Consider the following 24,926-nt stretch of genomic DNA (forward strand, 5'->3'; position numbering starts at 1 on the left):
CGGCGATCAACGGTGGTCAAATTGGCGCAACGAAACACAGTTCAGTCAGCTTCCCTGCCTGGTTCGCCAAGGTCATATATTCCTTGAACCAATGCCATGTGCACGGTTGCGGAAATTTGTAGCACGGGCGCGCGCGTCACTCTGTCTGATGTACCCGAAGTGCTGCTAACTGCGACCAATTCTGAACCCCAGGTTCAGGATGCCGGCCTAGCGGCCAAGGCGGGGGCCTATTCAACGGCATCGGGAAGTCCCGATGCCGTTTCCTTTTCCAGGGTCTGTTTGCATGCGGAACGCGCATGCAAACAGATCCTCATGCCCTTTCTGCGTCGATCACGATCCATGCAATACTGGCTGATGAAGTCCGAACCGGACGAAGCAAGCATCGACGATCTCGCGCACGCGCCGCAGCACTCGCTGCCCTGGACCGGTGTGCGCAACTATCAGGCGCGCAATTTCATGCGCGACACGATGAAGATCGGCGACGGCGTGCTGTTCTATCACTCGAGCTGCCCCGAGCCGGGCATCGCGGGCCTCGCCGAAGTCTCGTCCACGCCCTACCCCGACCCCACCCAGTTCGATCCGAAAAGCCCGTATTACGATCCGAAGTCGACGCAGGAAGCACCGCGCTGGCTGCTCGTCGACGTGCGCTTCGTGAAGAAGTCGGCACTCGTGCCGCTCGCCGCGCTGCGCGAACACGACGAACTCGCCGACATGCGCGTGCTCGCACGCGGCAATCGGTTGTCGATCACGCCCGTCACGCGTGCCGAGTGGCGCTTCATCACCGAAAAGCTGATGAAGTAGGCGCGCGCAGCAGGCGCACGGCAAGCACACGCCAAAGGTCAAATCCGGTCAACACGCGCCACCGCAACGGAACTCGCGGCGCGTTCGTGCAGCCTAAGCAACCGCTGTCGCCCGATCGGGCCGACGGCCGTTTTTTCGTCGCGCGGTACGCCCGCGTCGCGCACGCGTGATCCGCATGCGCGCCCTCGCACAAGGAGTCCAACAATGACCAAGAAATCCGCCCTCGCGCTCGCCGCCGCCGTGCCCGTCGCGCTGACGCTCGCGTCGCCGGCCGCGCACGCGCAGGTCGCAAACCCGCATTTTCCGGAGCCGGCGGGCGTGCTGTCGCTGTCGTCGCAGGCCAGCGCCGACGTGCCGCAGGACATCATCCATATCACGCTGTTCTACGAACAGCAGGCGAAGGATCCGGGCAGCCTGACGTCCGCGCTGAACCAGCGCGCCGACGCGGCGCTCGCGCAGGCGAAGGGCGTGTCGGGCGTCACCGCGCACACCGGTGCCTTCTCCGTGTATCCGAGCACCGATCGCGACGGCAGGATCTCCGCATGGCGCGGCCGTACCGAAGTCGTGCTCGAATCGCGCGATTTCGCGGCGGCGTCGAAGCTCGCGGGCCAGCTGTCGAACCAGATGCAGGTCGCGAACGTCGAGTTCTCGCTGTCGCCCGAAGCGCAGCGCGAGGCCGAGCAGAAGCTCACGACCGATGCAATCAAGTCGTTCCGTGCCCGTGCGGATGAAGCCGCGAAGGCCTTCGGCTACAGCAGCTACTCGATCCGCGACGTGAACGTCGGCGGCAGCCGCAACGTGCAGCCGTATCCGCGCATGATGGCGATGGCCGCCGCACCGATGGACAGCGCGAAGATGAGCGCGCCGATCTCGGTCGAAGGCGGCAAGGCGACCGTGTCGGTCACAGTCAACGGCTCGGTGCAGATGAAGTAACGCGCATCGCGCAACGCGCGGCAGATGCGAAAACGCCGGCCCTCGGGCCGGCGTTTCTCGTTTGAGATCCAGCGATCGATGCGCACGCCGATCGTGCGCGCCCGCATCGCATCATGCGTCACACGGCGCGTGCATCACGCAACCGCATGACGCAGCAACATCACGCAGCCGCATTCGCCGTGCGGCGGCGATACGCCCACACCAGCAGCGCGATGCCCGCGAGAATCATCGGCAGCGACAGCCACTGCCCCATCGACAGGCCGAGCGCGAGCAGGCCGAGGAAGTCGTCCGGTTCGCGCGCGAATTCGACCGTGAAGCGTGCGAGCCCGTAGCCGATCAGGAACAGTGCGGATATCGCGCCCATCGGCCGCGGCTTGCGCGAAAAGAAGAACAGCACGAAGAACAGCGCAATGCCTTCGAGCGCGATTTCATACAGCTGCGAAGGATGGCGCGGCAGCATCTGGTACTGCATGAACACGTCGGCCAGATGCCATTTCTCGACGAGCGCCGGATGCTTCGGCAGCCACGCCGCGTCGTCGCGCATCGCGCCCGGGAACAGCATCGCCCACGGCGCACCCGGATCGGTCACGCGGCCCCACAGCTCGCCGTTGATGAAGTTGCCGAGTCGCCCGGCCGCGAGCCCCGTCGGCACCATCGGCGCGACGAAATCGGTGACCTGCAGCCAGTGACGCTTGCGCTGCCACGCGAACAGCGCCATCGCGAGGGTCACGCCGAGGAAGCCGCCGTGGAACGACATCCCGCCTTCCCACACCTTGAACACGTCGAGCGGATGCGAGAAGTAGAAGTCGGCCTTGTAGAACAGCACGTAGCCGAGCCGGCCGCCGAGCACGGTGCCGAGCACGCCGTAGAACATCATGTCGTCGATGTCCTTCGCGGTCCAGCCCTGCGCCGCGACGTGCGGCAGCTTCAGGCGGATCCGGCCGACGACGATCGCCGCGATGAAGCCGACGAGATACATGAGGCCGTACCAGCGCACGGCCAGCGGCCCGAGATGGATCGCAACGGGGTCGAAATTCGGGTGAATGATCATGGGTTAGCGAAGAAGTTTTCGAATGCGGTACGGCGCTCGCACCGGCGTCGCACCGCGCATTGGACGGCGCCGGCGCGCCATCGTTCGCATCACGTGGCGAACCCCTGCGCGCGCACGACATCGATGAAGCCGGCGAGCACGGGGCTGACATCGCCCGTGCGCCACACGAGGCCCGTCTCGACGACCGGCGCGTCGCCGGCGAGCGGCCGGTAGACCACACCGGTGCGCCGCAGGTTACGCAACGACTGCGGCACCAGTGCGACGCCCATGCCGGCCGACACGAGGCTGACGATCGTCTGCATCTGGATCGCCTCCTGGCCGATGCGCGGGGTTTCCCCCGCCGCGCCGTAGCAGCCCGTAATGATGTCATAAAAGCCGGGCGCCAAACGACGCGGGAAGATCACGAGCGGCAGCGCAGCCAGATCGGCCAGATGCACGGGTTCGCCTTCGGGCACGCCAGGCGCCGCGTCCGCCGGCATCGCGACCACCAGCGGCTCGCGCACGACCGGCAGGTACGACAACCCGGCCGCGTGGCGCGGCGGCACCGGCGGAATCACGAGCCCCGCATCGATGCGGCCCGCGACGAGTTCGTCGATCTGCACGTCGCTCGTCGCCTCCGTGAGTTGCAGCCGCACCTGCGGATAGCGCGCGCCGAACGCGCGCAGCAACGACGGCAGCAGCCCGTAATCGGCGGTCGACACGAACGCGAGCGACAGCGAACCGGCTTCGCCGCGCGCGAGGCGCCGCGCGAGCGGCGCTAGCGCATCGGCCGACGCGAGCAGCCGGCGTACGTCGGGCAGCAGCGCCGCGCCCACCGCCGTCAGCGCGACCGAGCGCTTGGTCCGCGCGAACAGCGCGACACCGAGCGCGTCCTCGAGCGCCCGGATCGCCTGCGACAGCGGCGGCTGCGTCATCGACAGGCGCTCGGCCGCGCGGCCGAAATGGCGCTCGTCGGCAACGGTCACGAAATAGCGCCACTGGCGCAGGTCGGGTGTCGGGTCGGCCATCCCTTACTCATTCGCAAAACGACTTAATAAGCGACAAATAATATATTGGACATCCCAAATCGGAAACGCCATTCTTGATGGATCCGAACCGGCACGCCGTTCGCGGGCGTCGCCAATACAACGATGGAGTCCCCCATGCCGTACAACCGTCGCTCGAAGCACATCACGCAAGGCGTGGCCCGTTCGCCGAACCGCTCGATGTATTACGCCCTCGGCTACCAGAAGGACGATTTCGACAAGCCGATGATCGGCATCGCGAACGGTCATTCGACGATCACACCCTGCAACTCCGGCCTGCAGCGGCTGTCGGACGCGGCCGTCGCGGCGGTGAAGGCGGCGGATGCGAACCCGCAGATCTTCGGCACGCCGACGATCTCGGACGGCATGTCGATGGGCACCGAGGGGATGAAGTACTCGCTGGTGTCGCGCGAGGTGATCGCCGACTGCATCGAGACCTGCGTACAGGGCCAGTGGATGGACGGCGTGGTAGTGGTCGGCGGCTGCGACAAGAACATGCCGGGCGGGATGATCGCGCTCGCGCGCCTGAACGTGCCGGGCATCTACGTGTACGGCGGCACGATCCGCCCCGGCCACTGGAAGGGCCGCGACCTGACGATCGTGTCGTCGTTCGAGGCGGTCGGCGAGTTCACCGCGGGCCGGATGTCACAGGAGGATTTCGAGGGCGTCGAGCAGAACGCGTGCCCGACGTCGGGGTCGTGTGGCGGGATGTACACGGCGAACACGATGAGCTCGTCGTTCGAGGCGCTCGGCATGTCGCTGATGTACTCGTCGACGATGGCGAACCCCGATCAGGAGAAGGTCGATTCGGCCGCCGAATCGGCGCGCGTGCTGGTCGAGGCCGTGAAGCGCGACCTGAAGCCGCGCGACATCATCACCAAGGCATCGATCGAGAATGCGGTGTCGCTGATCATGGCGACCGGCGGCTCGACCAACGCGGTGCTGCACTATCTCGCGATTGCGCACGCGGCCGAGGTCGACTGGACGATCGACGACTTCGAGCGCATCCGCAAGCGCGTGCCGGTGATCTGCGACCTGAAACCGTCGGGCCAGTATGTCGCGACCGACCTGCACCAGGCCGGCGGCATCCCGCAGGTGCTGCGGATCCTGCTCGATGCGGGGCTGCTGCACGGCGACTGCATGACGATCACCGGCCGCACGATTGCCGAGGAGCTGAAGGACGTGCCGGGCGTGCCGCGCGCGGACCAGAAGGTGATCTTCCCGATCGATCGCGCGCTGTACAAGGCAGGCCATCTCGCGATCCTGAAGGGCAACCTCGCGGAAGACGGCGCGGTCGCGAAGATCACCGGCCTGAAGAACCCGGTGATCACGGGCCCGGCGCGCGTGTTCGACGACGAGCAAAGCGCGATGGATGCGATCCTCGGCGACCGGATCCGCGCCGGCGACGTGCTGGTGCTGCGCTATCTCGGCCCGCAGGGCGGCCCCGGCATGCCGGAGATGCTCGCGCCGACGTCGGCGATCATCGGCAAGGGGCTCGGCGAATCGGTCGGCTTCATCACGGACGGCCGCTTCTCGGGCGGCACCTGGGGAATGGTGGTCGGCCACGTCGCACCCGAGGCATTCGTCGGCGGCACGATCGCGCTCGTGCAGGAAGGCGACTCGATCACGATCGATGCGCACCGGCTGGTGCTGCAGTTGAACGTCGACGATGCGGAGCTCGCGCGCCGCCGCGCCGCATGGAAGCAGCCGGCGCCGCGCTACACGCGCGGCGTGCTCGCCAAGTATGCGGCCCTCGCCCGCCCGGCGAACCAGGGTGCCGTCACCGGCTGACGCGCCGCGCGGGGCATGCGACCCCATTGCCGGCGGCCGCCGGGGAAACGCGCAAAACGCGCTTCCCCTTTGCTCTTATAATGCGCGGACCGTGAAGCTGGCCGTCCCGCCGGCGGAGAACCGCATGAAACAGACGATATTGCGCGCACTGCTCGTGGCGCTGCTGACCGGCAGCACGGCGGCGGCACACGCCGACCAGGCCGGCGACGGGCTCGTGCTCGCGCAGCGCAAGAACTGCGTGGCCTGCCATGCGGTCAGCAAGCCGCTGATGGGCCCGTCGTTCCACGACATCGCCGGCAAGTATGCGGCGCGCGCCGACGCGGCCGACTACCTCGCGCAATCGATCGTGAAGGGCAGCGTCGGGGTGTGGGGCAGCGTGCCGATGCCCGCCAATACGCAACTGACGAGCGTCGAAGCGCACACGCTCGCGCAGTGGGTGCTGTCGCTGCACTGAAGCGGATGACGGCACGCGTGCACGCGCGCTGCGCATTGCGTCGGGCACCGTTCCACGCTTGTCGTCGTTGCAACCGGGCGGCGTTCGTCAGCGATGATGACCGGAGCCGCGCCCGCGGTTCCTGCGGACGCAACGACCGCGCGCTCAGCCTGAATGACCGGTCCGGCGGCGGGCGATCTCTGCGTCGACCGCGTCGCGAACCCACTCCATCATTTCCGTTTCGAGCGCCAGCGCCACTTCGCGCGTGATCTGGCCGACGAACCAGGCAGTATGGTCGTGCAGCGCGTCGCGACAGCGTGCCTCGATGGCCTCGCGCCCTTCCCCGATCAGATAATTCGTCAGCCGATTGCGCAAACGCTCGGCGATATGCTGCGTGTCCTCCGCCGTCAGTCCGGCGGCCGCATGCACGTCCGGATGCGATGCGCCGGCGAGATGATCGGTAGCCAGCCCACCGGCAGCCGGTGCAACAACGGGAGACAGCATCGCTGCGCCGGCGTCGCGCGGCGTCGCGGCAACGCCGGCCTGCCGCGCGTCGTCCGCGGCCAGCGCGGAGCGCAGCGGCGCCTGCGTCGCAACCGACTCTTCGGCGACGACGTGCCCGGCGGCACCGGGTTCGGCCGGCGCATCGCTGTCGGCCGGCAGTTCGACGCTCGGAACCTCCGGCGTCGGCACCGGCTCGACCACCACGGATTCGGGGTCGGTTCCCGTGGGTTCCGATGGGGCTGATGCCATGGCCGGATGGCCCGGCGCGACCACGTCGGTCAGCACCGGCACGGCGGCATCGTCATGCGGCGGCGCATCGGCCGCGGACGAACGCGCCGGCACCGGCTTGCCCGGCACCAGCACGTCGGTCAGCGTCGGGATCGAAGAGGATTCGGCTTGTGTCACGGGAATGCTCCGTCGACGGTTTCGGCTAGCTGCCCTGCTTGTAGTTGTTCAGCGCGTATCCGCGATCGCGGTAGAAGCGGTAGCGGTCGCGGCCCGCGGCCAGTTCGTCCGGCGCATTGCCGACCACCTCGAGCAGGCGCTCGAAGCGGGCGAACTGCGCGGGCACGGCCGCGCCCAGGTTCAGCAGCACATGGTGATGCGGCGCCTGGTCGAGATCGGCGGTCAGCACGATCGGCGTGCCGGCCGCGTGCGCGCTGTCGACGCCGCAGTGCGGGATGAAATCGAGCGGCGAGAACGTCCACAGCTGCTCGTCGAGTGCGCGCAGGCGCGCGGGTTCCGCGAGCACGACGACCGGCTGCCCGGCCTGGTAGGCCTTGCGCAGCAGCCGGCATGCGTACGCGAGCGAATCGCCGACGTTCGAATGGAAATCGATTCGCGTCATTGCCCGCGTACCCGCATCGTCGGGAGACCTGCCATCACTGGCCGGCGCGGTCGATCAGGAACTGCGCGAGCAGCGGCACCGGACGGCCGGTCGCGCCCTTCGCCGAGCCGCCCTTCCACGCGGTGCCGGCGATGTCCAGGTGCGCCCACGGATAGCTTTCCGTGAAGCGCGACAGGAAGCAGGCCGCCGTCACCGCACCGGCCGGACGCCCGCCGATGTTCGCGATGTCCGCGAAATTCGACTTCAGCTGATCCTGGTACTCGTCGTCGAGCGGCATGCGCCACGCCGGATCGTTCGCTTCGCGCGATGCGTCGAGCAGTTCGCCCGCGAGTGCGTCGTCCTTCGAGAACAGGCCGCTGTTGTGGGCGCCGAGCGCGATCACGCACGCGCCCGTCAGCGTCGCCACATCGATCACGGCGGCCGGCTTGAAGCGCTCCGCATAAGTGAGCGCATCGCACAGGATCAGGCGCCCCTCGGCGTCGGTGTTGAGCACCTCGATCGTCAGCCCCTTCATGCTGGTGACGATGTCGCCCGGCTTCGTCGCGTTGCCGCCCGGCATGTTCTCGCAGGTCGGCACGATCGCGACGACGTTGATCTTCAGGCCCATTTCGGCGACCGCACGCATCGTGCCGAGCACCGAACCCGCACCGCACATGTCGTACTTCATCTCGTCCATGCCCTCGCCCGGCTTCAGCGAGATGCCGCCCGTGTCGAACGTGATGCCCTTGCCGACCAGCACGACCGGCGCGGCCTTCGCGGCGGCGCCCTGGTAGTGCAGCACGATGAACTGCGGCGGCTCGACGGACGCGCGCGCGACCGACAGGAACGAACCCATCTTGAGCGCCTGGATCTGCTTCAGGCCGAGCACCTCGGCCTTCAGACCCCAATCCTTCGCGATCTTCTTCGCGGTGTTGCCGAGATAGGTCGGCGTGCACACGTTGCCGGGCAGGTTGCCCAGGTCACGCGTGAGGTCCATCCCGTTCGCCAGCGCGACGGCCTGCTTGATCGCCAGCCTCGCCGCCTTTTCATCGGCCGGATCGACGCTGAACACGACGCGCTTGAGCGTGTGCGACGCCGGCTCCGGCTTGCTCTTCATCTGCGTGAAGCGGTAGGTCTCGTTGCGCAGCGCGAGAATTGCCGCACGCACGCCCCAGTCGGAGCCGCGCTCGTCGACCGGCAGCTGCGCGAGCGAGAACGTGACCTGGACGACCTTGGTCGCCAGCAGCGCGCGCCACGCGGCGGTCACGGCGTCGCTGTAGGCTTTCTGATTGAAAGCATCCTGCTTGCCGAGGCCGACGAGCAGCACGCGCGACGCGCCGATGCCCGATACTTCGTGCAGGAACAGCGTCTTGCCGCGCTTGCCGTCCATGTCGCCAGCCTTCACCACGCGCGAGATCAGTCCCTTGGTGGCCGTGTCGATGTCGAGCGCCGCACCCGAGAGGGTCTGCGCCTCGAAGATGCCGAGCACGATGCAGTCGGACTTCCCGGTCAGGAACCCCTTGGCCTCGCCTTTGCTCCAATCACAGCCTTTTATGCTAAAGTCCATCGCGCTTGTCCTCGGATAAAATCTGGGCTAAGGATGAAAGCCGCAATTATCCGCTATTTTTCCCGTGGCGGCGCGAGCGCTCCACCACGCGTGCGCAGCCTCCCGCCCTCTTCTCATCAAGAATGATCTTCGAACGCTCCCTCCAGCGCGAGCTTGCGTATACGGCTGGCGCCGTGTTCATGGTGCTGCTCACGATCATGCTCACGACGATGATGATCCGCATCGTCGGCTATGCCGCGTCCGGTGAAATCGATCCGCGAGACGTGCTCGTGCTGATCGGCCTGACCGTGATCGGCTATCTCGCCGTGATGCTCGTCGTCACGCTGTTCGTGTCGATCCTGTTCGTGCTGACCCGGTGGTACCGGGACTCCGAAATGGTGGTCTGGCTGGCATCCGGCGTGAGCCTCACGCGCCTGATCAAGCCGATCGGCGTGTTCGCCACGCCGATCGTCCTGCTGATCGCGTTCTTCGCGTTCGTCGGCTGGCCGTGGTCGAACCAGCAGAGCAAGATGATCAAGGCGCGCTTCCAGCAGCGCGACGAGATCTCGCTGCTCGCGCCGGGCCAGTTCCGCGAATCGGCGTCGAACCATCGCGTGTTCTTCATCGAGAAGATGTCGCCGGACCAGAGCAAGGTGCAGAACGTGTTCGTCACGTCGACCGAGAACGGCAAGGTCAACGTCGTCGTGTCGCACACGGGCCATACCGAAACCCGGGACGGCGATCGCTTCGTCGTACTGGAAGACGGCCGCCGCTACGACGGCACGCCCGGCCAGCCGAACTTCAAGATCATGGAGTTCCAGCGCTACGGCGTGAAGATCACGAGCACCCCGGTCACCAACGTGCCGACCACCAACAGCACGCCGACACCGGAGCTGCTGCGCAACCCGACGCGCGACAACCTCGCGGAATTCGCGTGGCGCGCGGGGCTGCCGCTGATCGCGATCAACCTGATGGTGCTCGGCATTCCGCTGTCGTACCAGAACCCGCGCCGCAGCCGCACGATCAACCTCGTGATGGCCGTGCTGATCTACCTGACGTACTCGAACCTGCTGAACGTCGTGCAGGCGCAGATCGAGCAGGGCAAGATGTCGTTCGGCGTCGGCCTCGTCGGCCTGCACCTGGTCGTCGCGGTGATCGTCGCATTCATCTTCTGGTTGCGCGTGCGCAATCGTCCGCTGTTTACACGCGCGCTGTTCGGCCGCTCGGGAGCATGATCGATGCGGCTCTATGAAAAATACTTCGCGCGGCAGATCTACGTCACGTTCGTCTTCATCCTGTTCGCGTTCTCGGGCCTGTTCTTCTTCTTCGACCTGATCAGCGAACTGAACTCGGTCGGGCATGGCAACTACAAGTTCGGCTACGCGGTGCTGCGCGTCGCGCTGCAAGCGCCGTCGCGCTTCTACGAGATCATCCCGGTCGCCGCGCTGATCAGTGCGATCTACGTGTTCGCGCAGATGGCCGCGAACTCGGAATTCACGATCTTCCGCGTGTCGGGCCTCGCGACCAACCAGGCGCTGCGCTCGCTGCTGAAGATCGGCATTCCGCTCGTGATCCTCACCTACCTGATCGGCGAGTTCGTCGGCCCGTACGCCGACCAGCTGTCCGAACGCGTGCGGCTGCAGGCGCTCGGCGCGTCGGTGTCGTCGAACTTCCAGTCGGGCGTGTGGGTGAAGGACACGCTCGCGGCCCGCGAGAACGGCGATCAGGTCACGCGCTTCGTCAACGTCGGCAGCCTGTCGCCCGACTCGACGATCAGCAACGTGCGCATCTACGAGTTCGACTCGACATTCCAGCTGCAGAATGTGCGGATTGCACAGACGGGCCGCTACGAGCCGCCCGGCCACTGGCTGCTCACGGGTGTCACGGAAACCGAACTGACGCCGATCAAGCCGATCAGCGGCGCACCGGCCGACGCGCTGAACCCCGTGTACCGGTCGCAGCAGGTGACGCTGCCCGAATACCGGCTGCGCTCGGACCTGACGCCGCAGATCCTGTCGGTGCTGCTCGTGTCGCCGGAACGGATGTCGCTCATCAACCTGTTCCGCTACATCCAGCACTTGCGCGAGAACCAGCAGGACACGCAGCGCTACGACATCGCGCTGTGGCGCAAGCTGCTCTACCCGTTCGCGGTGTTCGTGATGCTCGTGCTGTCGCTGCCGTTCGCGTACCTGCACACGCGTGCCGGCGTGGTCGGCGTGAAGGTGTTCGGCGGCATCATGCTCGGCATGAGCTTCCAGCTGCTCAACACGCTGTTCTCGCACATCGGCACGCTGAACACGTGGCCCGCGCCGCTGACCGCGGCGACGCCGGGCCTCATCTATCTCGCGCTCGGCCTGTTCGCGCTCAAATGGGTCGACCGACACTGAGCGCCGTCACGACGGAGGCTTCGACATGAGTTCGCACGGCATTGTCCTGTTCGGCCACGGCGCACGCGATCCGCGCTGGGCCGAGCCGTTCGAGCGGCTCGCCGCGCGGCTGCGCGGGGTCGGCTCCCCTGCCCCGCACGTGTCGCTCGCGTTTCTCGAACTGATGACGCCGTCGCTCGATACGGCCGTCGCCGCACAGGTCGCGGCCGGCTGCACGCGCATCACCGTGGTGCCCGTGTTCTTCGGCCAGGGCGGCCATGTCCGTCGCGACCTGCCGCAACTCGTCGACGCGTGCCGCGCCGCGCATCCGGGTATCGAGATCCGTTGTGCGACGGCCGTCGGGGAAGACGACGGCGTGCTCGATGCAATCGCGCGCTACTGCATCGATCAGGTCAGCCGCGACGCGTAAGCGAATCCGCAGCCCCGAACAAAAAAGCGCCGGCTTCGGAAGAAGCCGGCGCTTTTCATTTGGCCCGCGGACCGACGGCAATCGACGCCTCTCTTGCCGCCAGAACCGCTACCGAGACTCAAGCGGCACTGCGCAACGTATCGCCCTCTTTCACGAGCTGCGCGCGTTCGGCGAACGCATCGCCGATCATCAACAGGCTCGGCTCCACCGGATCGAGCCACGCCTGCGCACCACCCGCCGCCATCTGCGCGAGCGTCAGCGTCAGCGTGCGCTCGCGCGCCGTGCTGCAGGCCTCGACGATCGCCACCGGCGTCGCGGGCGCACGGCCCGCGTCGATCAGTTCCTGCGCGATGCCCGGCGCGCTGTCGCGGCCCATGTAGTAGACGATCGAATCGGCACGCGCGGCCTCGCGAATCTCGTCGCTGCCCGGTGCGCGGCTGTGCGTCGCGAACGCGACGCTGCGCGCTACGCCACGCAACGTCAGCGAGCGCTTCAGCGTCGCCGCGCCGGCCAGCGCCGCGGTGATGCCCGGCACGACCTCGTAGTCGATGCCGGCCGCCTCGAGCGCGCGCATTTCCTCTTCGGCGCGACCGAACAGCATCGGGTCGCCGCCCTTCAGGCGCACGACGCACGCATGCTCGCGCGCCGCGTCGACGATCTGCTTGTTGATGAAGTGCTGCGCGGTCGAACGCTGCCCGCAGCGCTTGCCGACCGCGATCTTCCGCGCGTTCGGCGCGTAGTCGAGCATCGCCGGCTCGACGAGCGCGTCGTGCAGCACGACGTCGGCTTGCTCGAGCAGCCGCGCGCCACGCACCGTGATGAGGTCCGCGGCGCCCGGCCCTGCTCCGATCAGATACACCTTGCCCATGTTTGTCGCTTCGCTTGTCCTGCTCGTGCGGACGGCGGCCGGCCTCGCGCCGCCACGAGGGCGGCGCTGAATGCCGGTTACGCCGAGAACGCCCGAATCATGCCGGCGGCGACCGTGTGGTGCGTCGCCTCGTCGATCAGCACGAACGCGCCGGTACCCGGGTGCGCGTCGTAGGTGTCGCAGACGATCGGCTTCTGCAGCGTCAGCGCGACGCGGCCGATGTCGTTCATCTTCAGTTCCTGGCGGTCGGTCGCGTGCGACAGCGTATGCACGTCGAGCACTTCCTTGACCGCGCCGATCTTCGCGAACACCGTGCTCGTGGTCTGCTTCAGCAGGTACTTGCGCTGCGGCGACAGCGGTGTCTCGTCGAACCAGCACAGGTCGGCCTCGAGCTTCTTCGCCGGCTCGACCGGCTCGGCGGTCGTGACGAACATGTCGCCGCGCGACACGTCGACATCCTCCTCGAGACGAATCGTCACCGTCTGGCCCGCGAACGCGTGCGCGACGGACGCGGTGCCGCCCGGCACCGGTGCGACGATCTCGGCGATCGTCGCGGTGCGGTTCGACGGCAGCACGACGATTGCGTCGCCGACCTTCACCTCGCCCGATTCGATCCGGCCCATGTAGCCGCGGAAATCGTCCGCCGAGCTGCCGTCCTGACGTGCGACCCATTGCACCGGGAAGCGCAGCGCGTCATGCGCCTGCGTCTCGACCGGCAGCGATTCGAGCACGTCGAGCAGCGGCTCGCCCGCGTACCACGGCATGCGCTCGCTCGCGCCGACGATGTTGTCGCCCTTCAGCGCCGACACCGGCACGAAACGCACGTCTTTCAGGCCGAGCTGCTTCGCGAGCGCGACGTACGCGTCGCGGATCTCGTTGAAGCGTGCTTCGCTGTAGTCGACGAGGTCCATCTTGTTGATCGCGACGATCACGTGCTGCAGCGCGAGCAGCTTCACGATCGCGCTGTGGCGCTTCGTTTGCGGCAGCAGTTCCGCGACGCCGTTCTCGATCGTCACGCGCGTCGCGTCGACCAGGATGATCGCCGCATGCGCGGTCGATGCGCCCGTCACCATGTTGCGCGTGTACTGTTCGTGCCCCGGCGTGTCGGCGATGATGAACTTGCGCTTCGCGGTCGCGAAATAGCGGTAGGCGACGTCGATCGTGATGCCCTGCTCGCGCTCGGCCTCGAGCCCGTCCGTCAGCAGCGCGAGGTCGATCTCGTCGCCGACCGTGCGCTTGTTCTTCGCGCGCGACAGCGCGGACAGCTGGTCGGACAGCACGGCCTTGCTGTCGTACAGCAGGCGGCCGATCAGCGTGCTCTTGCCGTCGTCGACGCTGCCCGCGGTGATGAAGCGCAACACGCCGAGGTCTTCGTTGTTCTCGATGATGCTCATGATGTGAATGTCCTCGTGTGCTTCAGAAATAACCTTGCTTCTTGCGCTGTTCCATCGCGGCTTCGGATGCCTGGTCGTCCATCCGGGTCGCGCCGCGTTCGGTGATCTCGGTCACCGCCGTCTCGGCGATGATCTTCTCGACGTCGTCCGCATCGCTCGCGACCGGGCACGTGCAGCTGATGTCGCCGACCGTGCGGAAGCGCACCTGCGCGAGTTCGCTCGTCTCGCCGTCACGCATCGGCGTGAGCGGCGTGACCGGCACGAGCAGCCCGTTGCGGCGCACGATCTCGCGCTGGTGCGCGTAGTAGATCGACGGCAGTTCGAGGTTCTCGCGCGCGATGTACTGCCATACGTCGAGTTCGGTCCAGTTCGAGATCGGGAACACGCGCAGGTGCTCGCCCTTGTGCAGGCGTGCGTTGTACAGGCTCCACAGTTCCGGGCGCTGCGCCTTCGGATCCCACTGGCCGAATTCGTCGCGGAACGAGAAGATGCGTTCCTTCGCACGCGCCTTCTCTTCGTCGCGGCGCGCGCCGCCGATCAGCGCCGTGTAGCCGTGCTGCTCGATCGTCTCGAGCAGCGTGACGGCCTGCGCGGCGTTGCGCGAATCGGTCTCGCGGCGCAGCACGACCGTGCCGCGCTTGATCGAATCCTCGACGTGGCCGACCACCAGCTCGGCGCCGAGCTCTTGCGCACGGCGGTCGCGGAAGTCGATCACTTCCTCGTAGTTGTGGCCCGTGTCGATGTGCACGAGCGGGAACGGCAGCGTCGTCTTGCGGTTCGCGCCGAGGCCGAACGCCTTCAGCGCGAGGTGCAGCACGACGACCGAGTCCTTGCCGCCCGAGAACAACAGCGCCGGCTTGCTGCACTCGGCAACGAGTTCGCGCAGGATGTGGATCGACTCGGCTTCAAGCCAGTCGAGGTGGCCCATGCGGTCGTCGGCACCGGTGGGCGGGGCAAAGGCGGATTGCTCGAGCGTCGTGCTCATGATTTCAGTCCTTCTCTTCTGGGTTCGTGCCGCCCGCTGTCGCAGGCGGCGCAAGATTCGGTTTCTTGTCGGCTTTCAGTGCGCGGCGCCGGCGTCGGCAGCTGCGGGAATCGGCGTGATCGTGATGTGCAGCCCGCATTCCTTCGTGTCGCGCGACTCCCACCACCAACGGCCCGCCCGGCTGTCCTCGCCGGGGCGGATCGCGCGCGTGCAGGGCTCGCAGCCGATGCTCGGGTAGCCGCGCGCGTGCAGCGGGTTGACCGGCACGTCGAACGCCTTAAGGTACGCCCACACGTCGGCTTCCGTCCAGTCGGCGAGCGGGTTGTACTTCGCGATCCCGCGCGCTTCGTCCTGTTCTGCCTCGTGCAGCTCCGCACGCGTGACCGACTGCTCGCGGCGCTGGCCCGTGACCCACGCGCCGACGTCGGCCAGCGCGCGGTTCAGCGGCTCGACCTTGCGGATGTGGCAGCACGACTTGCGCAGCTCGACGCTTTCGTAGAACGCATTAAGGCCGTGCTCGGCGACGTACTGGTCGACCGCGTCCTGCCGCGGGTGAAACTGCTCGATCTCGTAGCCGTAGCGCTCGCGCACGCGATCGATCATGCCCAGCGTTTCCGCGTGCAGGCGGCCGGTGTTCAGCGAGAAGATGCCGATCGACACGCCCTTCGACAGGATCGCATGCGTGAGCAGCATGTCTTCCGCGGCGAGACTGCTCGCGAACTTCACCTTCTCGTGGCGCGCGCCGATCTGCGCGAGCAGCGCGTCGAGGCGCTCGACCTTCGCGGCCAGTTCCGGCGTCAGTGCGGTCGCGGTGCTCATGCGCTCACCTTGGCGTCGGCCGCGGCGTCGCGGCGGCGGAACAGCGGCGCCGGCTCGTCGAACGCGCCCTGGTAACGCTGCGTGAATTCGCCGAACGCGTTCAGCGCGTCGTGGATGTCCTTGTCGGCACGCACCGCGAACGCGTCGAAGCCGCAACGCGACATGTACAGCAGCTGGTCGCGCAGCACGTCGCCGATCGCGCGCAGCTCGCCGGTCCAGCCGTGGCGCTCGCGCAGCAGGCGCGCGATGCTGTAGCCGCGGCCGTCCGCGAAGCGCGGGAAATCGACGGCGATCAGCGAGATCGCACCGAAGTCGGCCACGAGATCGGCCGGCTCGCTGTCCGGTGCGAGCCACACGCCGAGCTCGTCCTTCGTCTTCGCGGCGACGAGCGCGGCGCGCTCGGCCTGCCACAACACGAACGGCACCAGCACCTTGCCGGCCGGCAACGCGTCGACCGCGGGCAGTGCGCCGTCTTCCGCCGCGCGCACGACCTGCCATGCATCGTCGATCACTGCGCGGTTCTTGATAATCGAAGCCATCTGCTAATTCCCTCTACCCGGTTGGTTACGCGTTCACTGCCTGGCGCGACGCATACACGCGCTCCTTGAACGGCGCGATGCCGATGCGGTCGTACGTGTCGACGAAGCGCTCGCCGTCCACGCGCGATTCGACGAACGTGTCGATCAGCTTCGCGATCACGTCGGGCACTTCTTCCGCCGAGAACGACGGCCCGATCACGCGGCCGAGGCGCGCACCGTTGTGGCCCGTGCCCTGCTCGCCGCCGAGCGACACCTGGTACCACTCCGCGCCGTCCTTGTCGACGCCGAGGATGCCGATGTTGCCGACGTGGTGGTGACCGCACGAGTTCATGCAACCGGAAATGTTCAGCGACAGGTCGCCGAGGTCGTACACGTAGTCGAGATCGTCGAAACGCTGCTGGATCGCCAGCGCGATCGGGATCGACTTCGCGTTCGCGAGCGAGCAGAAGTCGCCGCCCGGGCACGCGATGATGTCGGTCAGGAGGCCGATGTTCGGCGTCGCGAAACCGGCTGCCTTCGCCTTTTCCCACACCGCGAACAGGTCGCGCTTCTTCACGTTCGCGAGAATCAGGTTCTGCTCGTGCGACACGCGCAGCTCGCCGAACGAGTACGCGTCGGCCCAGTCGGCCACCAGCTCCATCTGCTGGTCGGTCGCATCGCCCGGCGCAACGCGGTGATCCTTCAGCGACAGCGTGACGGCTGCATAGCCTGCCACCTTGTGCGGCGCGACGTTACGCTCGACCCAGCGCGCGAACGCCTTGTTCTCGAGCAGGTTCTGTTCGAACGATGCGTCGGTGTCGGCCAGCTTCTCGTAGACGGGCGGCTGGAAGTACTGCGACACGCGATCGACTTCCGCCTGCGTGAGCGTCGACGGGCCGTCCTTCAGGTGCTGCCACTCTTCCTCGACCTGCTGCGCGAACTTCGCGGGCGACAGCGCCTTCACGAGGATCTTGATACGCGCCTTGTACAGGTTGTCGCGGCGGCCGTAGCGGTTGTACACGCGCAGCACGGCTTCGCAGTAGGTGAGCAGGTGCTGCCACGGCAGGTCTTCCTTGATCACCGCACCGATGATCGGCGTACGGCCGAGGCCGCCGCCCGCGAGGATGCTCGCGACCACTTCGCCCTGCGCGTTCTTCTTCAGGTACACGCCGAGGTCGTGGATCTGCACGGCCGCGCGGTCGTCCTTCGAGCCCGACACCGCGATCTTGAACTTGCGCGGCAGCCACGCGAATTCGGGATGGAACGTCGACCACTGACGCAGGATTTCCGACCACGGACGCGGATCGATCTCTTCGTCCTGGGCGACGCCCGCGAACTGGTCGGCCGTGATGTTGCGGATGCAGTTGCCCGACGTCTGGATGCCGTGCATCTGCACCGACGCGAGCTTCGCGAGGATCTCGGGCGTGTCTTCCAGCTCGATCCAGTTGAACTGGATGTTCGAGCGGGTCGAGAAGTGGCCGTAGCCGCGGTCGTGCTCGCGGGCGATGCGCGCCAGCATCCGGAGCTGGTCGCTGCGCAGGTTGCCGTACGGAATCGCGATGCGGTGCATGTACGCGTGGCGCTGCATGTAGAGGCCGTTCTGCAGGCGCAGCGGACGGAACTCCTCTTCGCTCAACTCGCCCGACAGCCGGCGGCGCACCTGATCGCGGTACTGCGCGACACGCTCGTCGACGATCGTCTGGTCGTATTGGTCGTACTGATACATTCGGGGACCCCAGGGTTTTCGTGGTGACCGCGCGACGTCCTAGCCACGTCGCGCCCGAATCTCCGTTCCGCCGCCACCGCCGGCCTTCCGCTGCCCGGCTGGATTGCTAATGACGAAAACAGATATCCATATTTGAAAAACTCCGGTGAATCGTAATAAACTCGCCTTATATTTCAAACGACTAAAAAATTCTGTTGATATGCGGAAGGGTTATAAATGAACCTGCACCAATTTCGCTTCGTGCGCGAGGCCGTCCGGCAGAATTTCAACCTCACCGAGGCCGCGAAGGCGCTCTACACGTCGCAACCGGGGGTATCGAAGGCGATCATCGAGCTCGAGGACGAGCTCGGCGTGGAGATCTTCACGCGGCACGGCAAGCGCGTACGCTCGCTCACCGAGCCGGGCAGGATCATCCTCGCATCGGTCGAGCGGATCCTCCAGGAAGTTGAAAGCCTTAAAAGGGTCGGAAAAGATTATGCGGCGCAGGATCAGGGCAACCTGACGATCGCCGCCACCCACACGCAGGCCCGCTACTCGCTGCCGGCCGCGATCGCCGAGTTCAAGAAGCGCTTCCCGAAGGTGCACCTGTCGATCCTGCAGGGCAGCCCGACGCAGGTCGCCGAGATGGTGATCCACGACCAGGCCGATCTCGCGATCGCGACCGAGGCGATCGCCGACTACAAGGAACTCGTGTCGCTGCCCTGCTTCCAGTGGCATCACGCGGCCGTGGTGCCCGCCGACCATCCGCTGCTCGAACGCAAGCCGGTCACGCTGGACGATCTCGCGCAGTACCCGCTGATCACGTACGACGACGCGTTCGCGGGCCGCAAGAAGATCAACCATGCGTTCGCGCTGCGCGGGCTGTCGCCGGACATCGTGCTCGAGGCGATCGATGCAGACGTGATCAAGACCTACGTCGAGCTCGGGCTTGGCGTCGGGATCATGGCGGACATCGCATTCAACCCGGAGCGCGACCGCAACCTGCGGCTGATTCCGGTCGGCCACCTGTTCGGCAGCAACGTGACGCGCGTCGCGCTCAAGCAGGGCGCCTACCTGCGCAGCTATGTGTATACGCTCGTCGAGTTGCTGTCGCCGACACTGAACCGCAAGCTGATCGAGCAGGCGCTCAAGGGCGAATCCGAATCGTACGAGCTTTGACGGACCGGTATAAATACAGGGGCGCATATCGCGCCCCTTTTTGTTGCCCGACGGAGATTCCCGCATGACGCTTCCCGCCCTGTTGCGCCGCGCCGCCGGCGCCGCCCTCGTGCTCGCCTGCGCGGCCGCGCATGCCGACCTGAAGGTCGGCGTCGACCTGTCGTCGACCGGCCCGGCCGCCGTGATCGGCATCACCAGCAAGAACGCGATCCTGATGTGGCCGAAGACGATCGCCGGGCAGCCGGTGCAGGTGACGATCCTCGACGACGCGTCCGACCCGGGCGCCGCCGTGCGCAACATCCGCAAGCTGGTCGACGAGGACCACGTCGACGTCGTGGTCGGGCCGAACATCACGCCGGCCGCGCTCGCGGCGCTCGACGCGGTGGCGGCCGCCCAGACGCCGATGATCACGCTGGTCGGCTCCGGCGCGATCGTCGAGCCGCAGGAAGGCGCGCGGACCTGGGCATTCAAGATGGCGCAGAGCGACAGCGCGATGGCCGACGTGATGACGCGCTACATGGCGAACCACGGCGTGAAGACGGTCGGCTTCATCGGCTTCGCGGACAGCTATGGCGACAGCTGGCTGAATGAATTCACGCGCTTCGCGGACGTCCGCAAGATCCGCGTGATCGCGACGGAGCGCTTCAACCGCACCGACGCGAGCGTCACCGGCCAGGCGCTGAAGCTGATCGCGGCGAAACCCGACGCGATCCTGATCGCGGGCTCGGGCACGCCGGCCGTGCTGCCGCAGCGCACGCTGATCGAGCGCGGCTACAAGGGCGCGATCTACCAGACGCACGGGATCGCAACGCCGGAATTCATCAAGCTCGGCGGCAAGGACGTCGACGGAACGCTGTTCCCGACCCAGCCGGTCGTCGTCGCGCGCACGCTGCCCGCCGACCATCCGGCCCGCAAGGCCGCGCTCGCGTTCGGCAATGCGTATGAAGCGCGATACGGCGCCGGCACCGTCACGCAGTTCGCGGGCGACGCGGCGGGCGTGTACCCGCGCCTCGCCGACGCGGTCGGCCGCGCGCTCAAGGCCGCGCAGCCCGGTACGCCGGCCTTCCGCGCGGCGCTGCGGCGCGAACTCGAACGCGCGCACGAGCTCGTCGTGCCGAACGGCGTCGTCAACACCAGCGACAAGGATCACGTGGGGCTCGATCAGCGCGCGAGCGTGATGGGGATCGTGAAGCACGGCCAGTTCGTCTACCTGAGCCAATAAAGCACGAGCGGTCGCCGGACAGCTTGCCCGGTGCCCCGTTTTCCGCCATAATTCGCGTTTCGCCGCGCACAATCGCATGCGCGGCCACGATCAAAGCCCAGGTGGTGAAATTGGTAGACGCAGGGGACTCAAAATCCCCCGCCGCAAGGCGTGCCGGTTCGATTCCGGCCCTGGGCACCAGTATTTCGCAGCGTCATGCGCTGCGCCTGTCGAAACCCGCGCAAGCTCGCCGCTTCGCGGTTTTTTTGTTTTTGCAGCGCGCCGGGCACACCGCAACGCGCACCTCCCCCGGGTGGTCCAAGCATCAGGACACGCAAGCACGGAGGCGGCCCATGTCCACGCGCGTCATTTCAAGCCGGATTTGTCGCGGCGTGCTTGCCGCGCTGCTGTCGATCACGCTGGGCGGATGCGACCTGCTGCGCGAGCCGCCCGTGCCCGAGTGGCCGGGGCCGCACGCGCCCTACCCGTTCCCGGACAACATTCCGCACCGCACCGAGTGATCCGGCCGCGGCGTGCCGCTCGTCACGGCTCAGGCCATCAACTCGCGGACGAAGTCGAGAAACACCCTCACCTTCGCGGCGACGAGGTTCGACGCGTGGTGATACGCATAAAGCGGGAAAGTCTCGTCCGTCCATTCCGGCAGCAGCAGGACCAGCCGCCCGTCGGCGAGGATATCCCGCGCATAGAGTTCCAGCAGTTGCGCAATGCCGACGCCGCCGAGGCAGGCGCCGAGCAGGCCGCCCGTGTCGTTGACCGTCAGCCTGCCGGCGGCGTCGACCGGCACGACCTCGTTGCCGCGGTGAAATTCCCATTCGTACGGCCGTCCGGTCACGGGATCGCGGATCAGCACGCAACAGTGACCGTCCGCGAGATCCCGAGGGTGCCGCGGTTCGCCATGACGCGCGACATAGGCCGCCGACGCGCAGGTCAGCACGCGCGTCTCGAGCAGCAGCCGCGCACGGTACGACGACGGCTCCGGAATGCCGAAGCGCACGGCCACGTCGAACCCGTCGGCGACGAGATCGCCCATCCGGTCGCGCACGCTGATTTCGACAGCGAGTTCGGGGAAGCGGTCGAGGAATTCCGCCATCCGGGGCGCCAGCACGTAGTGGCCGAACGTGCCATCCACATTCACCCGCAGCCGCCCCCTGACGCGCGCCGTCGACCGGCCGGCGTCGACCGCCGCCTCCTCGATGCCGGCCAGCAGCGGCGCGACCGCCTCGTAGAAGCGCCGCCCTTCGTCGGTCAACGTGATCGCGCGCGCCGTCCGGTTGAAGATCCGGATGCCGACGCGCTCCTCCAGCCGAGCAACGGCGCGGCTCACGGCCGGCTGCGTCAGCCCCATCGCCTCGCCCGCGCGCGCGAAGGTGCCTGCCTCGATCACCGCCGAAAGCACGCCGATACCGCTCAGGAGCCTGCTGTCAAATGCCATTAGACATACTTTCGGTCATTCTTGATCTGATCATTATTCATTATTTTTATTTATCGAGGAAGCCTACATTAGTCCTGTCGCCGGCTCGACCGGTACTCGCCAACCAAGGAGCAGGACATGAGCACATCGGAAAAGGTCGCCCTCGTCACGGGTTCATCGCGCGGCATCGGCGCGGAAATCGCCCGCCGTCTCGCCCGGGACGGCTTCCGGGTCGTCGTGAACTACGCCGGCGGCGCCGGCCCCGCGCGGGAAGTGGTCGACGCGATCGTCGCCGGCGGCGGTGAAGCCGTCGCGGTGCAGGCTGACGTCGCCGACCCCGCAGCGGTGACCGCGCTGTTCGACGCGGCCGAGCACGCGTTCGGCCGCATCGACGTGGTCGTCAACAGCGCGGGCGTGATGAAGCTGGCCGCCGTGACCGACTTCGACGACGCGGCGTTCGACCAGACCGTCGCGATCAACCTTAAGGGCGCGTTCAACGTGAGCCGCGAGGCGGCGAAGCGCGTGCGCAACGGCGGCCGCATCGTCAATCTGTCGTCGAGCGTGATCGGCATGCGGCTGCCGACCTACGGCGTGTACATCGCGACCAAGGCGGCCGTCGAGGGCCTGACGCAGGTGCTCGCGCAAGAGATGCGCGGCCGCGGCGTCCGCGTGAACGCCGTCGCGCCCGGGCCGGTCGCGACCGAGCTGTTCCTGCAGGGCAAGAGTTCCGAAAGCGTCGACCGGATGGCGAAGCTGAACCCGCTGGAACGGCTCGGCCAGCCCGACGACATCGCCGGTGTCGTCGCCTTCCTCGCCGGGCCGGACGGCACGTGGGTCAACGGCCAGGTCCTGCGCGCCAACGGCGGCATGTGCTGACGGCCCGCGCACCGCGCCGGCGCCCTCTTACCGGAGATCGATCATGAAGGAAGTCATTCTCGTCACGGGCGCGTCCAGCGGCTTCGGCCTGCTGACGGCCCAGGCCCTCGCCCGCGCCGGCCACACGGTCTACGCATCGATGCGCGAAAGCGCCGGCCGCAATGCACCGCGCGTCGCCGAAATCGGGGCCTATGCGCAGGAACACCGCGTCGACCTGCGCACCGTCGAACTCGACGTCGGCGACGACGCGTCCGTCGACACCGCGATCGACCGCGTGATCGCGGACAACGCTCGCCTCGACGTCGTGGTCCACAACGCCGGCCATATGGTGTTCGGTCCGGCCGAAGCGTTCACGCCCGAGCAAATCGCGCAACTCTACGACGTCAACGTCGTGTCGACCCAGCGCGTGAACCGGGCGGCGCTGCCGCACCTGCGCCGCCAGGGCCGCGGTCTGCTCGTGTGGGTATCGTCCTCGTCGGCACGCGGCGGCACCCCGCCGTTCCTCGCCCCCTACTTCGCCGCGAAAGCCGCGATGGATTCGCTCGCGGTGTCCTATGCGGCCGAACTCGCTCGCTGGGGCATCGAAACGTCGATCGTCGTGCCGGGCGCATTCACCCGAGGCACGAATCACTTCCTCCATGCGGGCAAGCCGGCCGATACCGCCGTGCAGGCGGCCTACGACAGCGGGCCGTACGCGGGCGTCGCCGATCAGGCGTTGCGGGGCCTCGCCGCGCTTGAACCGGCGGACGCCGATGCCGGCGCGGTCGCGACGGCGATTGCCGAGCTCGTCGCCGCACCGGCCGGCAAGCGGCCGTACCGCGTGTTCGTCGATCCGTCGCAGGACGGCGCCGAGGAAGTGTTCCGTGTCGGCGATCGCATCCGCCGCGAGATGTTCCGCAACATCGGACTCGCCGACCTGCTCGCGCCCGGCGTCGGCCATTGAGCCCCGTCCGCGGGCCGTGCCTGCCGGCGCTGCCAGCCGCGCGCTTTTACGCGCTCGTGTCGAAGCGCGACAGCGCCTGCGCCGTGCTGATCGACGCGGTGCGGGCCACCGGGCGTACGCGGCAGTTCTCGGCACACGCGGGCTGAACACGCGCGCCGATCGCCATACCGATCGCGTGCCGCAGGCACCCGCCGATCGCGGTCGGCGCGTTCGGGAGCAGCCCCCTTTTCAGTCGCCGCTCGCGCTCGCACCCGTGTCGTTCAGCGCATCCGCCATCAACTCGCCGAACCATTCGATGAACGCGTTGAGCCGCCTCGACCGGTGCCGGCGATGCGGATAGACGGCCGATACGTCCAGCGGCGCGGCCCGATGGCCGGGCATCACCTCGACCAGCGCGCCGCTGTCGAGCAGATGCACGACGTCGAAGCGCGGAATCTGGATCAGCCCCATTCCGGCGATGCAACTCGCGATATAGGTTTCGGCGTTGTTGACGATCACGCGGCTCGGTAGCGCCAGTGTGTGCCGGCCACCGTCCACGCAGTATTCCCAGCCGAGCTCGCGGCCGGTCGTCGGCGACGCATAGCCGATCGCCCAGTGCCCGTGCGCGAGCGCATCGGGATGCTCGGGCACGCCGCATTCGCGCAGGTAGTCGGGGCTCGCGCAGTTGATCAGCGCGAACTGCCCGAGCGGCCGCACGACGAGGCTGCTCTCCGCGAGCCGCCCGACCCGGATCGCGCAGTCGACACCCTCCTGCACGAGATCGATCGAGCGGTCCGTCGAGCCGAGCGACAGTTGCAGCTTCGGGTAGCGGCGAAACAGCGACGGCAGCGCGGGCGCGATCACGCGGCGCGCGATCCGGCTCGGCGCATCGACATTCAGCCGCCCGATCACGTCGCGATCGCGGCGCCGGAACAGCCGGTCGAGCTCGTCGGCTTCCGCGAGCAGGCGCCGGCCGCGCTCGAGCAGCAACGCGCCGTCGGCAGTCACCTGGACCTGCCGCGTCGTGCGGTGCAACAGGCGCGTGCCGAGCCCGGTCTCGAGCTGCTGGACGGCAGCCGACACCGTCGCACGCGGCACGTCGAGCGCATGCGCTGCCTTGATGAAGCTGCCCATCTCGGCAACCTGAAGAAAGATTCTGACCTGGTCCAGCTTGTCCATCTGCGGGCGGAAAACGTGGGGTCGGACGACCGTCACCGGCAAGCGCCGCGCGCCGCCGCCGATCCCGGCGGCACCGATGAAACGGGCGCGCGGCCCTGTGCCCGCGCGCCCGTCCATTGTCCATGCAAACGGTCCATTGCGG

Annotated in this window: 25 protein-coding genes, 1 tRNA gene, 1 other RNA gene and 1 pseudogene; 15 read left to right on the top strand and 13 right to left on the bottom strand. The window is 67.3% G+C overall.

From position 1 onward, the window contains the following. Positions 1-48 precede the first annotated feature (48 nt). The 3 genes from ssrS to DIE06_RS21155 all read left to right on the top strand — a co-directional run bounded on the left by ssrS (position 49) and on the right by DIE06_RS21155 (position 1,734). A non-coding RNA gene (ssrS, locus tag DIE06_RS21145) (6S RNA) lies at positions 49-230 on the top strand. Between the two features lie 109 nt (positions 231-339). After that, on the top strand, positions 340-801 hold the full coding sequence (locus DIE06_RS21150) for an EVE domain-containing protein (protein WP_124663018.1): 462 nt from the start codon (positions 340-342) through the stop codon (positions 799-801). Between the two features lie 204 nt (positions 802-1,005). Next, positions 1,006-1,734, top strand: a complete 729-nt coding sequence (locus tag DIE06_RS21155) for an SIMPL domain-containing protein (protein ID WP_124663019.1) — start codon at positions 1,006-1,008, stop codon at positions 1,732-1,734. 160 nt (positions 1,735-1,894) lie between these two features. On the opposite strand, the gene lgt is transcribed toward DIE06_RS21155, so the two are convergent. Beyond that, positions 1,895-2,785 carry a prolipoprotein diacylglyceryl transferase gene (gene lgt, locus DIE06_RS21160; RefSeq protein WP_124663020.1) on the bottom strand — a complete coding sequence of 297 codons (891 nt, stop codon included), beginning with the start codon at positions 2,783-2,785 and terminating at the stop codon, positions 1,895-1,897. Positions 2,786-2,874: 89 nt separating this feature from the next. Continuing rightward, positions 2,875-3,792: a LysR substrate-binding domain-containing protein gene (locus tag DIE06_RS21165; protein ID WP_124663021.1), complete on the bottom strand. Its 918-nt coding sequence runs from the start codon at positions 3,790-3,792 to the stop codon at positions 2,875-2,877. Positions 3,793-3,927: 135 nt separating this feature from the next. On the opposite strand from DIE06_RS21165, the gene ilvD reads away from it, so the two are divergent. Next, on the top strand, positions 3,928-5,601 hold the full coding sequence (ilvD, locus tag DIE06_RS21170; protein WP_124663022.1) for a dihydroxy-acid dehydratase: 1,674 nt from the start codon (positions 3,928-3,930) through the stop codon (positions 5,599-5,601). A 124-nt stretch (positions 5,602-5,725) separates the two neighbouring features. Then, the gene (locus tag DIE06_RS21175; protein ID WP_124663023.1) at positions 5,726-6,055 is read left to right on the top strand and encodes a c-type cytochrome; all 330 of its coding nucleotides are present in this window, start codon (positions 5,726-5,728) and stop codon (positions 6,053-6,055) included. 144 nt (positions 6,056-6,199) lie between these two features. Here the strand turns inward: DIE06_RS21175 and DIE06_RS21180 are convergent, their stop codons facing one another. Genes DIE06_RS21180 through DIE06_RS21190 form a run of 3 tightly spaced genes read right to left on the bottom strand, consistent with a single transcriptional unit; the run spans position 6,200 to position 8,931 of the window. Then, positions 6,200-6,943 carry a DUF2486 family protein gene (locus tag DIE06_RS21180; protein WP_124663024.1) on the bottom strand — a complete coding sequence of 248 codons (744 nt, stop codon included), beginning with the start codon at positions 6,941-6,943 and terminating at the stop codon, positions 6,200-6,202. A 25-nt stretch (positions 6,944-6,968) separates the two neighbouring features. Then, a complete protein-coding gene (locus DIE06_RS21185; protein WP_059603821.1) occupies positions 6,969-7,385 on the bottom strand; it encodes a DNA polymerase III subunit chi in 417 nt (138 codons plus the stop codon). Positions 7,386-7,419: 34 nt separating this feature from the next. Next, positions 7,420-8,931: a leucyl aminopeptidase gene (locus DIE06_RS21190; protein WP_124663025.1), complete on the bottom strand. Its 1,512-nt coding sequence runs from the start codon at positions 8,929-8,931 to the stop codon at positions 7,420-7,422. Between the two features lie 122 nt (positions 8,932-9,053). On the opposite strand from DIE06_RS21190, the gene lptF reads away from it, so the two are divergent. Genes lptF through DIE06_RS21205 form a run of 3 tightly spaced genes read left to right on the top strand, consistent with a single transcriptional unit; the run spans position 9,054 to position 11,706 of the window. Beyond that, positions 9,054-10,145, top strand: a complete 1,092-nt coding sequence (gene lptF, locus DIE06_RS21195; protein ID WP_124663026.1) for an LPS export ABC transporter permease LptF — start codon at positions 9,054-9,056, stop codon at positions 10,143-10,145. A 3-nt stretch (positions 10,146-10,148) separates the two neighbouring features. After that, positions 10,149-11,297, top strand: coding sequence for an LPS export ABC transporter permease LptG (gene lptG, locus DIE06_RS21200; protein WP_124663027.1), 1,149 nt, complete (start codon positions 10,149-10,151; stop codon positions 11,295-11,297). Between the two features lie 25 nt (positions 11,298-11,322). Continuing rightward, complete coding sequence (locus DIE06_RS21205) at positions 11,323-11,706, top strand: sirohydrochlorin chelatase (RefSeq protein ID WP_124663028.1); 384 nt, start codon at positions 11,323-11,325, stop codon at positions 11,704-11,706. A gap of 118 nt (positions 11,707-11,824) precedes the next feature. Here DIE06_RS21205 and cobA read toward each other — a convergent pair whose 3' ends face one another. From cobA to DIE06_RS21235, 6 genes are all read right to left on the bottom strand, one after another. Then, positions 11,825-12,574, bottom strand: coding sequence for a uroporphyrinogen-III C-methyltransferase (gene cobA, locus DIE06_RS21210; protein WP_124663029.1), 750 nt, complete (start codon positions 12,572-12,574; stop codon positions 11,825-11,827). Positions 12,575-12,651: 77 nt separating this feature from the next. Then, entirely contained in the window at positions 12,652-13,968 is a 1,317-nt protein-coding gene (locus DIE06_RS21215) for a sulfate adenylyltransferase subunit 1 (protein ID WP_124663030.1), read from the bottom strand. Positions 13,969-13,990: 22 nt separating this feature from the next. Continuing rightward, on the bottom strand, positions 13,991-14,953 hold the full coding sequence (gene cysD / locus DIE06_RS21220; RefSeq protein WP_124663031.1) for a sulfate adenylyltransferase subunit CysD: 963 nt from the start codon (positions 14,951-14,953) through the stop codon (positions 13,991-13,993). A 75-nt stretch (positions 14,954-15,028) separates the two neighbouring features. Next, a complete protein-coding gene (locus tag DIE06_RS21225; RefSeq protein ID WP_124663032.1) occupies positions 15,029-15,772 on the bottom strand; it encodes a phosphoadenylyl-sulfate reductase in 744 nt (247 codons plus the stop codon). Further along, positions 15,769-16,311 carry a DUF934 domain-containing protein gene (locus tag DIE06_RS21230; protein WP_124663033.1) on the bottom strand — a complete coding sequence of 181 codons (543 nt, stop codon included), beginning with the start codon at positions 16,309-16,311 and terminating at the stop codon, positions 15,769-15,771. The genes DIE06_RS21225 and DIE06_RS21230 overlap by 4 nt, the downstream gene beginning before the upstream one ends. A gap of 25 nt (positions 16,312-16,336) precedes the next feature. Further along, on the bottom strand, positions 16,337-18,016 hold the full coding sequence (locus DIE06_RS21235) for a nitrite/sulfite reductase (RefSeq protein WP_124663034.1): 1,680 nt from the start codon (positions 18,014-18,016) through the stop codon (positions 16,337-16,339). Positions 18,017-18,232: 216 nt separating this feature from the next. Here DIE06_RS21235 and DIE06_RS21240 point away from each other — a divergent pair, with 216 nt between their 5' ends. The 4 genes from DIE06_RS21240 to DIE06_RS38375 all read left to right on the top strand — a co-directional run bounded on the left by DIE06_RS21240 (position 18,233) and on the right by DIE06_RS38375 (position 20,896). Next, positions 18,233-19,174: a CysB family HTH-type transcriptional regulator gene (locus tag DIE06_RS21240; protein WP_009689198.1), complete on the top strand. Its 942-nt coding sequence runs from the start codon at positions 18,233-18,235 to the stop codon at positions 19,172-19,174. A 64-nt stretch (positions 19,175-19,238) separates the two neighbouring features. After that, on the top strand, positions 19,239-20,396 hold the full coding sequence (locus DIE06_RS21245; protein ID WP_124663035.1) for an ABC transporter substrate-binding protein: 1,158 nt from the start codon (positions 19,239-19,241) through the stop codon (positions 20,394-20,396). 95 nt (positions 20,397-20,491) lie between these two features. Then, positions 20,492-20,576: transfer RNA gene (locus DIE06_RS21250), tRNA-Leu, on the top strand. Between the two features lie 152 nt (positions 20,577-20,728). After that, on the top strand, positions 20,729-20,896 hold the full coding sequence (locus DIE06_RS38375) for a hypothetical protein (RefSeq protein ID WP_185646491.1): 168 nt from the start codon (positions 20,729-20,731) through the stop codon (positions 20,894-20,896). Between the two features lie 29 nt (positions 20,897-20,925). Here the strand turns inward: DIE06_RS38375 and DIE06_RS21255 are convergent, their stop codons facing one another. Then, positions 20,926-21,828 (bottom strand): LysR family transcriptional regulator, encoded by a 903-nt coding sequence (locus DIE06_RS21255; protein ID WP_124663036.1) that lies wholly within the window; start codon positions 21,826-21,828, stop codon positions 20,926-20,928. A gap of 117 nt (positions 21,829-21,945) precedes the next feature. On the opposite strand from DIE06_RS21255, the gene DIE06_RS21260 reads away from it, so the two are divergent. The 3 genes and pseudogenes from DIE06_RS21260 to DIE06_RS21270 form a co-directional block, all read left to right on the top strand. Beyond that, complete coding sequence (locus DIE06_RS21260) at positions 21,946-22,683, top strand: SDR family oxidoreductase (RefSeq protein WP_124663037.1); 738 nt, start codon at positions 21,946-21,948, stop codon at positions 22,681-22,683. A gap of 43 nt (positions 22,684-22,726) precedes the next feature. Then, a complete protein-coding gene (locus DIE06_RS21265) occupies positions 22,727-23,626 on the top strand; it encodes an SDR family oxidoreductase (RefSeq protein ID WP_124663038.1) in 900 nt (299 codons plus the stop codon). A 20-nt stretch (positions 23,627-23,646) separates the two neighbouring features. Further along, positions 23,647-23,772: pseudogene (locus DIE06_RS21270) on the top strand (LysR family transcriptional regulator); the annotation flags it as partial. 82 nt (positions 23,773-23,854) lie between these two features. Here the strand turns inward: DIE06_RS21270 and DIE06_RS21275 are convergent. Beyond that, positions 23,855-24,784 carry a LysR family transcriptional regulator gene (locus DIE06_RS21275; protein ID WP_124663039.1) on the bottom strand — a complete coding sequence of 310 codons (930 nt, stop codon included), beginning with the start codon at positions 24,782-24,784 and terminating at the stop codon, positions 23,855-23,857. Positions 24,785-24,926: the final 142 nt, after the last annotated feature.

Origin of the sequence: Burkholderia sp. Bp8998, assembly GCF_003854235.1 — a bacterium.
In the GTDB taxonomy this organism is placed as follows: domain Bacteria; phylum Pseudomonadota; class Gammaproteobacteria; order Burkholderiales; family Burkholderiaceae; genus Burkholderia.

Coding starts and splice junctions, on each gene's coding strand:
- DIE06_RS21150 (WP_124663018.1), top strand. CDS start 340: ATGCAATACTGGCTGATGAAGTCCGAACCGGACGAAGCAAGCATCGAC.
- DIE06_RS21155 (WP_124663019.1), top strand. CDS start 1,006: ATGACCAAGAAATCCGCCCTCGCGCTCGCCGCCGCCGTGCCCGTCGCG.
- lgt (WP_124663020.1), bottom strand. CDS start 2,785: ATGATCATTCACCCGAATTTCGACCCCGTTGCGATCCATCTCGGGCCG.
- DIE06_RS21165 (WP_124663021.1), bottom strand. CDS start 3,792: ATGGCCGACCCGACACCCGACCTGCGCCAGTGGCGCTATTTCGTGACC.
- ilvD (WP_124663022.1), top strand. CDS start 3,928: ATGCCGTACAACCGTCGCTCGAAGCACATCACGCAAGGCGTGGCCCGT.
- DIE06_RS21175 (WP_124663023.1), top strand. CDS start 5,726: ATGAAACAGACGATATTGCGCGCACTGCTCGTGGCGCTGCTGACCGGC.
- DIE06_RS21185 (WP_059603821.1), bottom strand. CDS start 7,385: ATGACGCGAATCGATTTCCATTCGAACGTCGGCGATTCGCTCGCGTAC.
- DIE06_RS21190 (WP_124663025.1), bottom strand. CDS start 8,931: ATGGACTTTAGCATAAAAGGCTGTGATTGGAGCAAAGGCGAGGCCAAG.
- lptF (WP_124663026.1), top strand. CDS start 9,054: ATGATCTTCGAACGCTCCCTCCAGCGCGAGCTTGCGTATACGGCTGGC.
- lptG (WP_124663027.1), top strand. CDS start 10,149: ATGCGGCTCTATGAAAAATACTTCGCGCGGCAGATCTACGTCACGTTC.
- DIE06_RS21205 (WP_124663028.1), top strand. CDS start 11,323: ATGAGTTCGCACGGCATTGTCCTGTTCGGCCACGGCGCACGCGATCCG.
- cobA (WP_124663029.1), bottom strand. CDS start 12,574: ATGGGCAAGGTGTATCTGATCGGAGCAGGGCCGGGCGCCGCGGACCTC.
- DIE06_RS21215 (WP_124663030.1), bottom strand. CDS start 13,968: ATGAGCATCATCGAGAACAACGAAGACCTCGGCGTGTTGCGCTTCATC.
- cysD (WP_124663031.1), bottom strand. CDS start 14,953: ATGAGCACGACGCTCGAGCAATCCGCCTTTGCCCCGCCCACCGGTGCC.
- DIE06_RS21225 (WP_124663032.1), bottom strand. CDS start 15,772: ATGAGCACCGCGACCGCACTGACGCCGGAACTGGCCGCGAAGGTCGAG.
- DIE06_RS21230 (WP_124663033.1), bottom strand. CDS start 16,311: ATGGCTTCGATTATCAAGAACCGCGCAGTGATCGACGATGCATGGCAG.
- DIE06_RS21235 (WP_124663034.1), bottom strand. CDS start 18,016: ATGTATCAGTACGACCAATACGACCAGACGATCGTCGACGAGCGTGTC.
- DIE06_RS21240 (WP_009689198.1), top strand. CDS start 18,233: ATGAACCTGCACCAATTTCGCTTCGTGCGCGAGGCCGTCCGGCAGAAT.
- DIE06_RS21245 (WP_124663035.1), top strand. CDS start 19,239: ATGACGCTTCCCGCCCTGTTGCGCCGCGCCGCCGGCGCCGCCCTCGTG.
- DIE06_RS38375 (WP_185646491.1), top strand. CDS start 20,729: ATGTCCACGCGCGTCATTTCAAGCCGGATTTGTCGCGGCGTGCTTGCC.
- DIE06_RS21255 (WP_124663036.1), bottom strand. CDS start 21,828: ATGGCATTTGACAGCAGGCTCCTGAGCGGTATCGGCGTGCTTTCGGCG.
- DIE06_RS21260 (WP_124663037.1), top strand. CDS start 21,946: ATGAGCACATCGGAAAAGGTCGCCCTCGTCACGGGTTCATCGCGCGGC.
- DIE06_RS21265 (WP_124663038.1), top strand. CDS start 22,727: ATGAAGGAAGTCATTCTCGTCACGGGCGCGTCCAGCGGCTTCGGCCTG.
- DIE06_RS21275 (WP_124663039.1), bottom strand. CDS start 24,784: ATGGACAAGCTGGACCAGGTCAGAATCTTTCTTCAGGTTGCCGAGATG.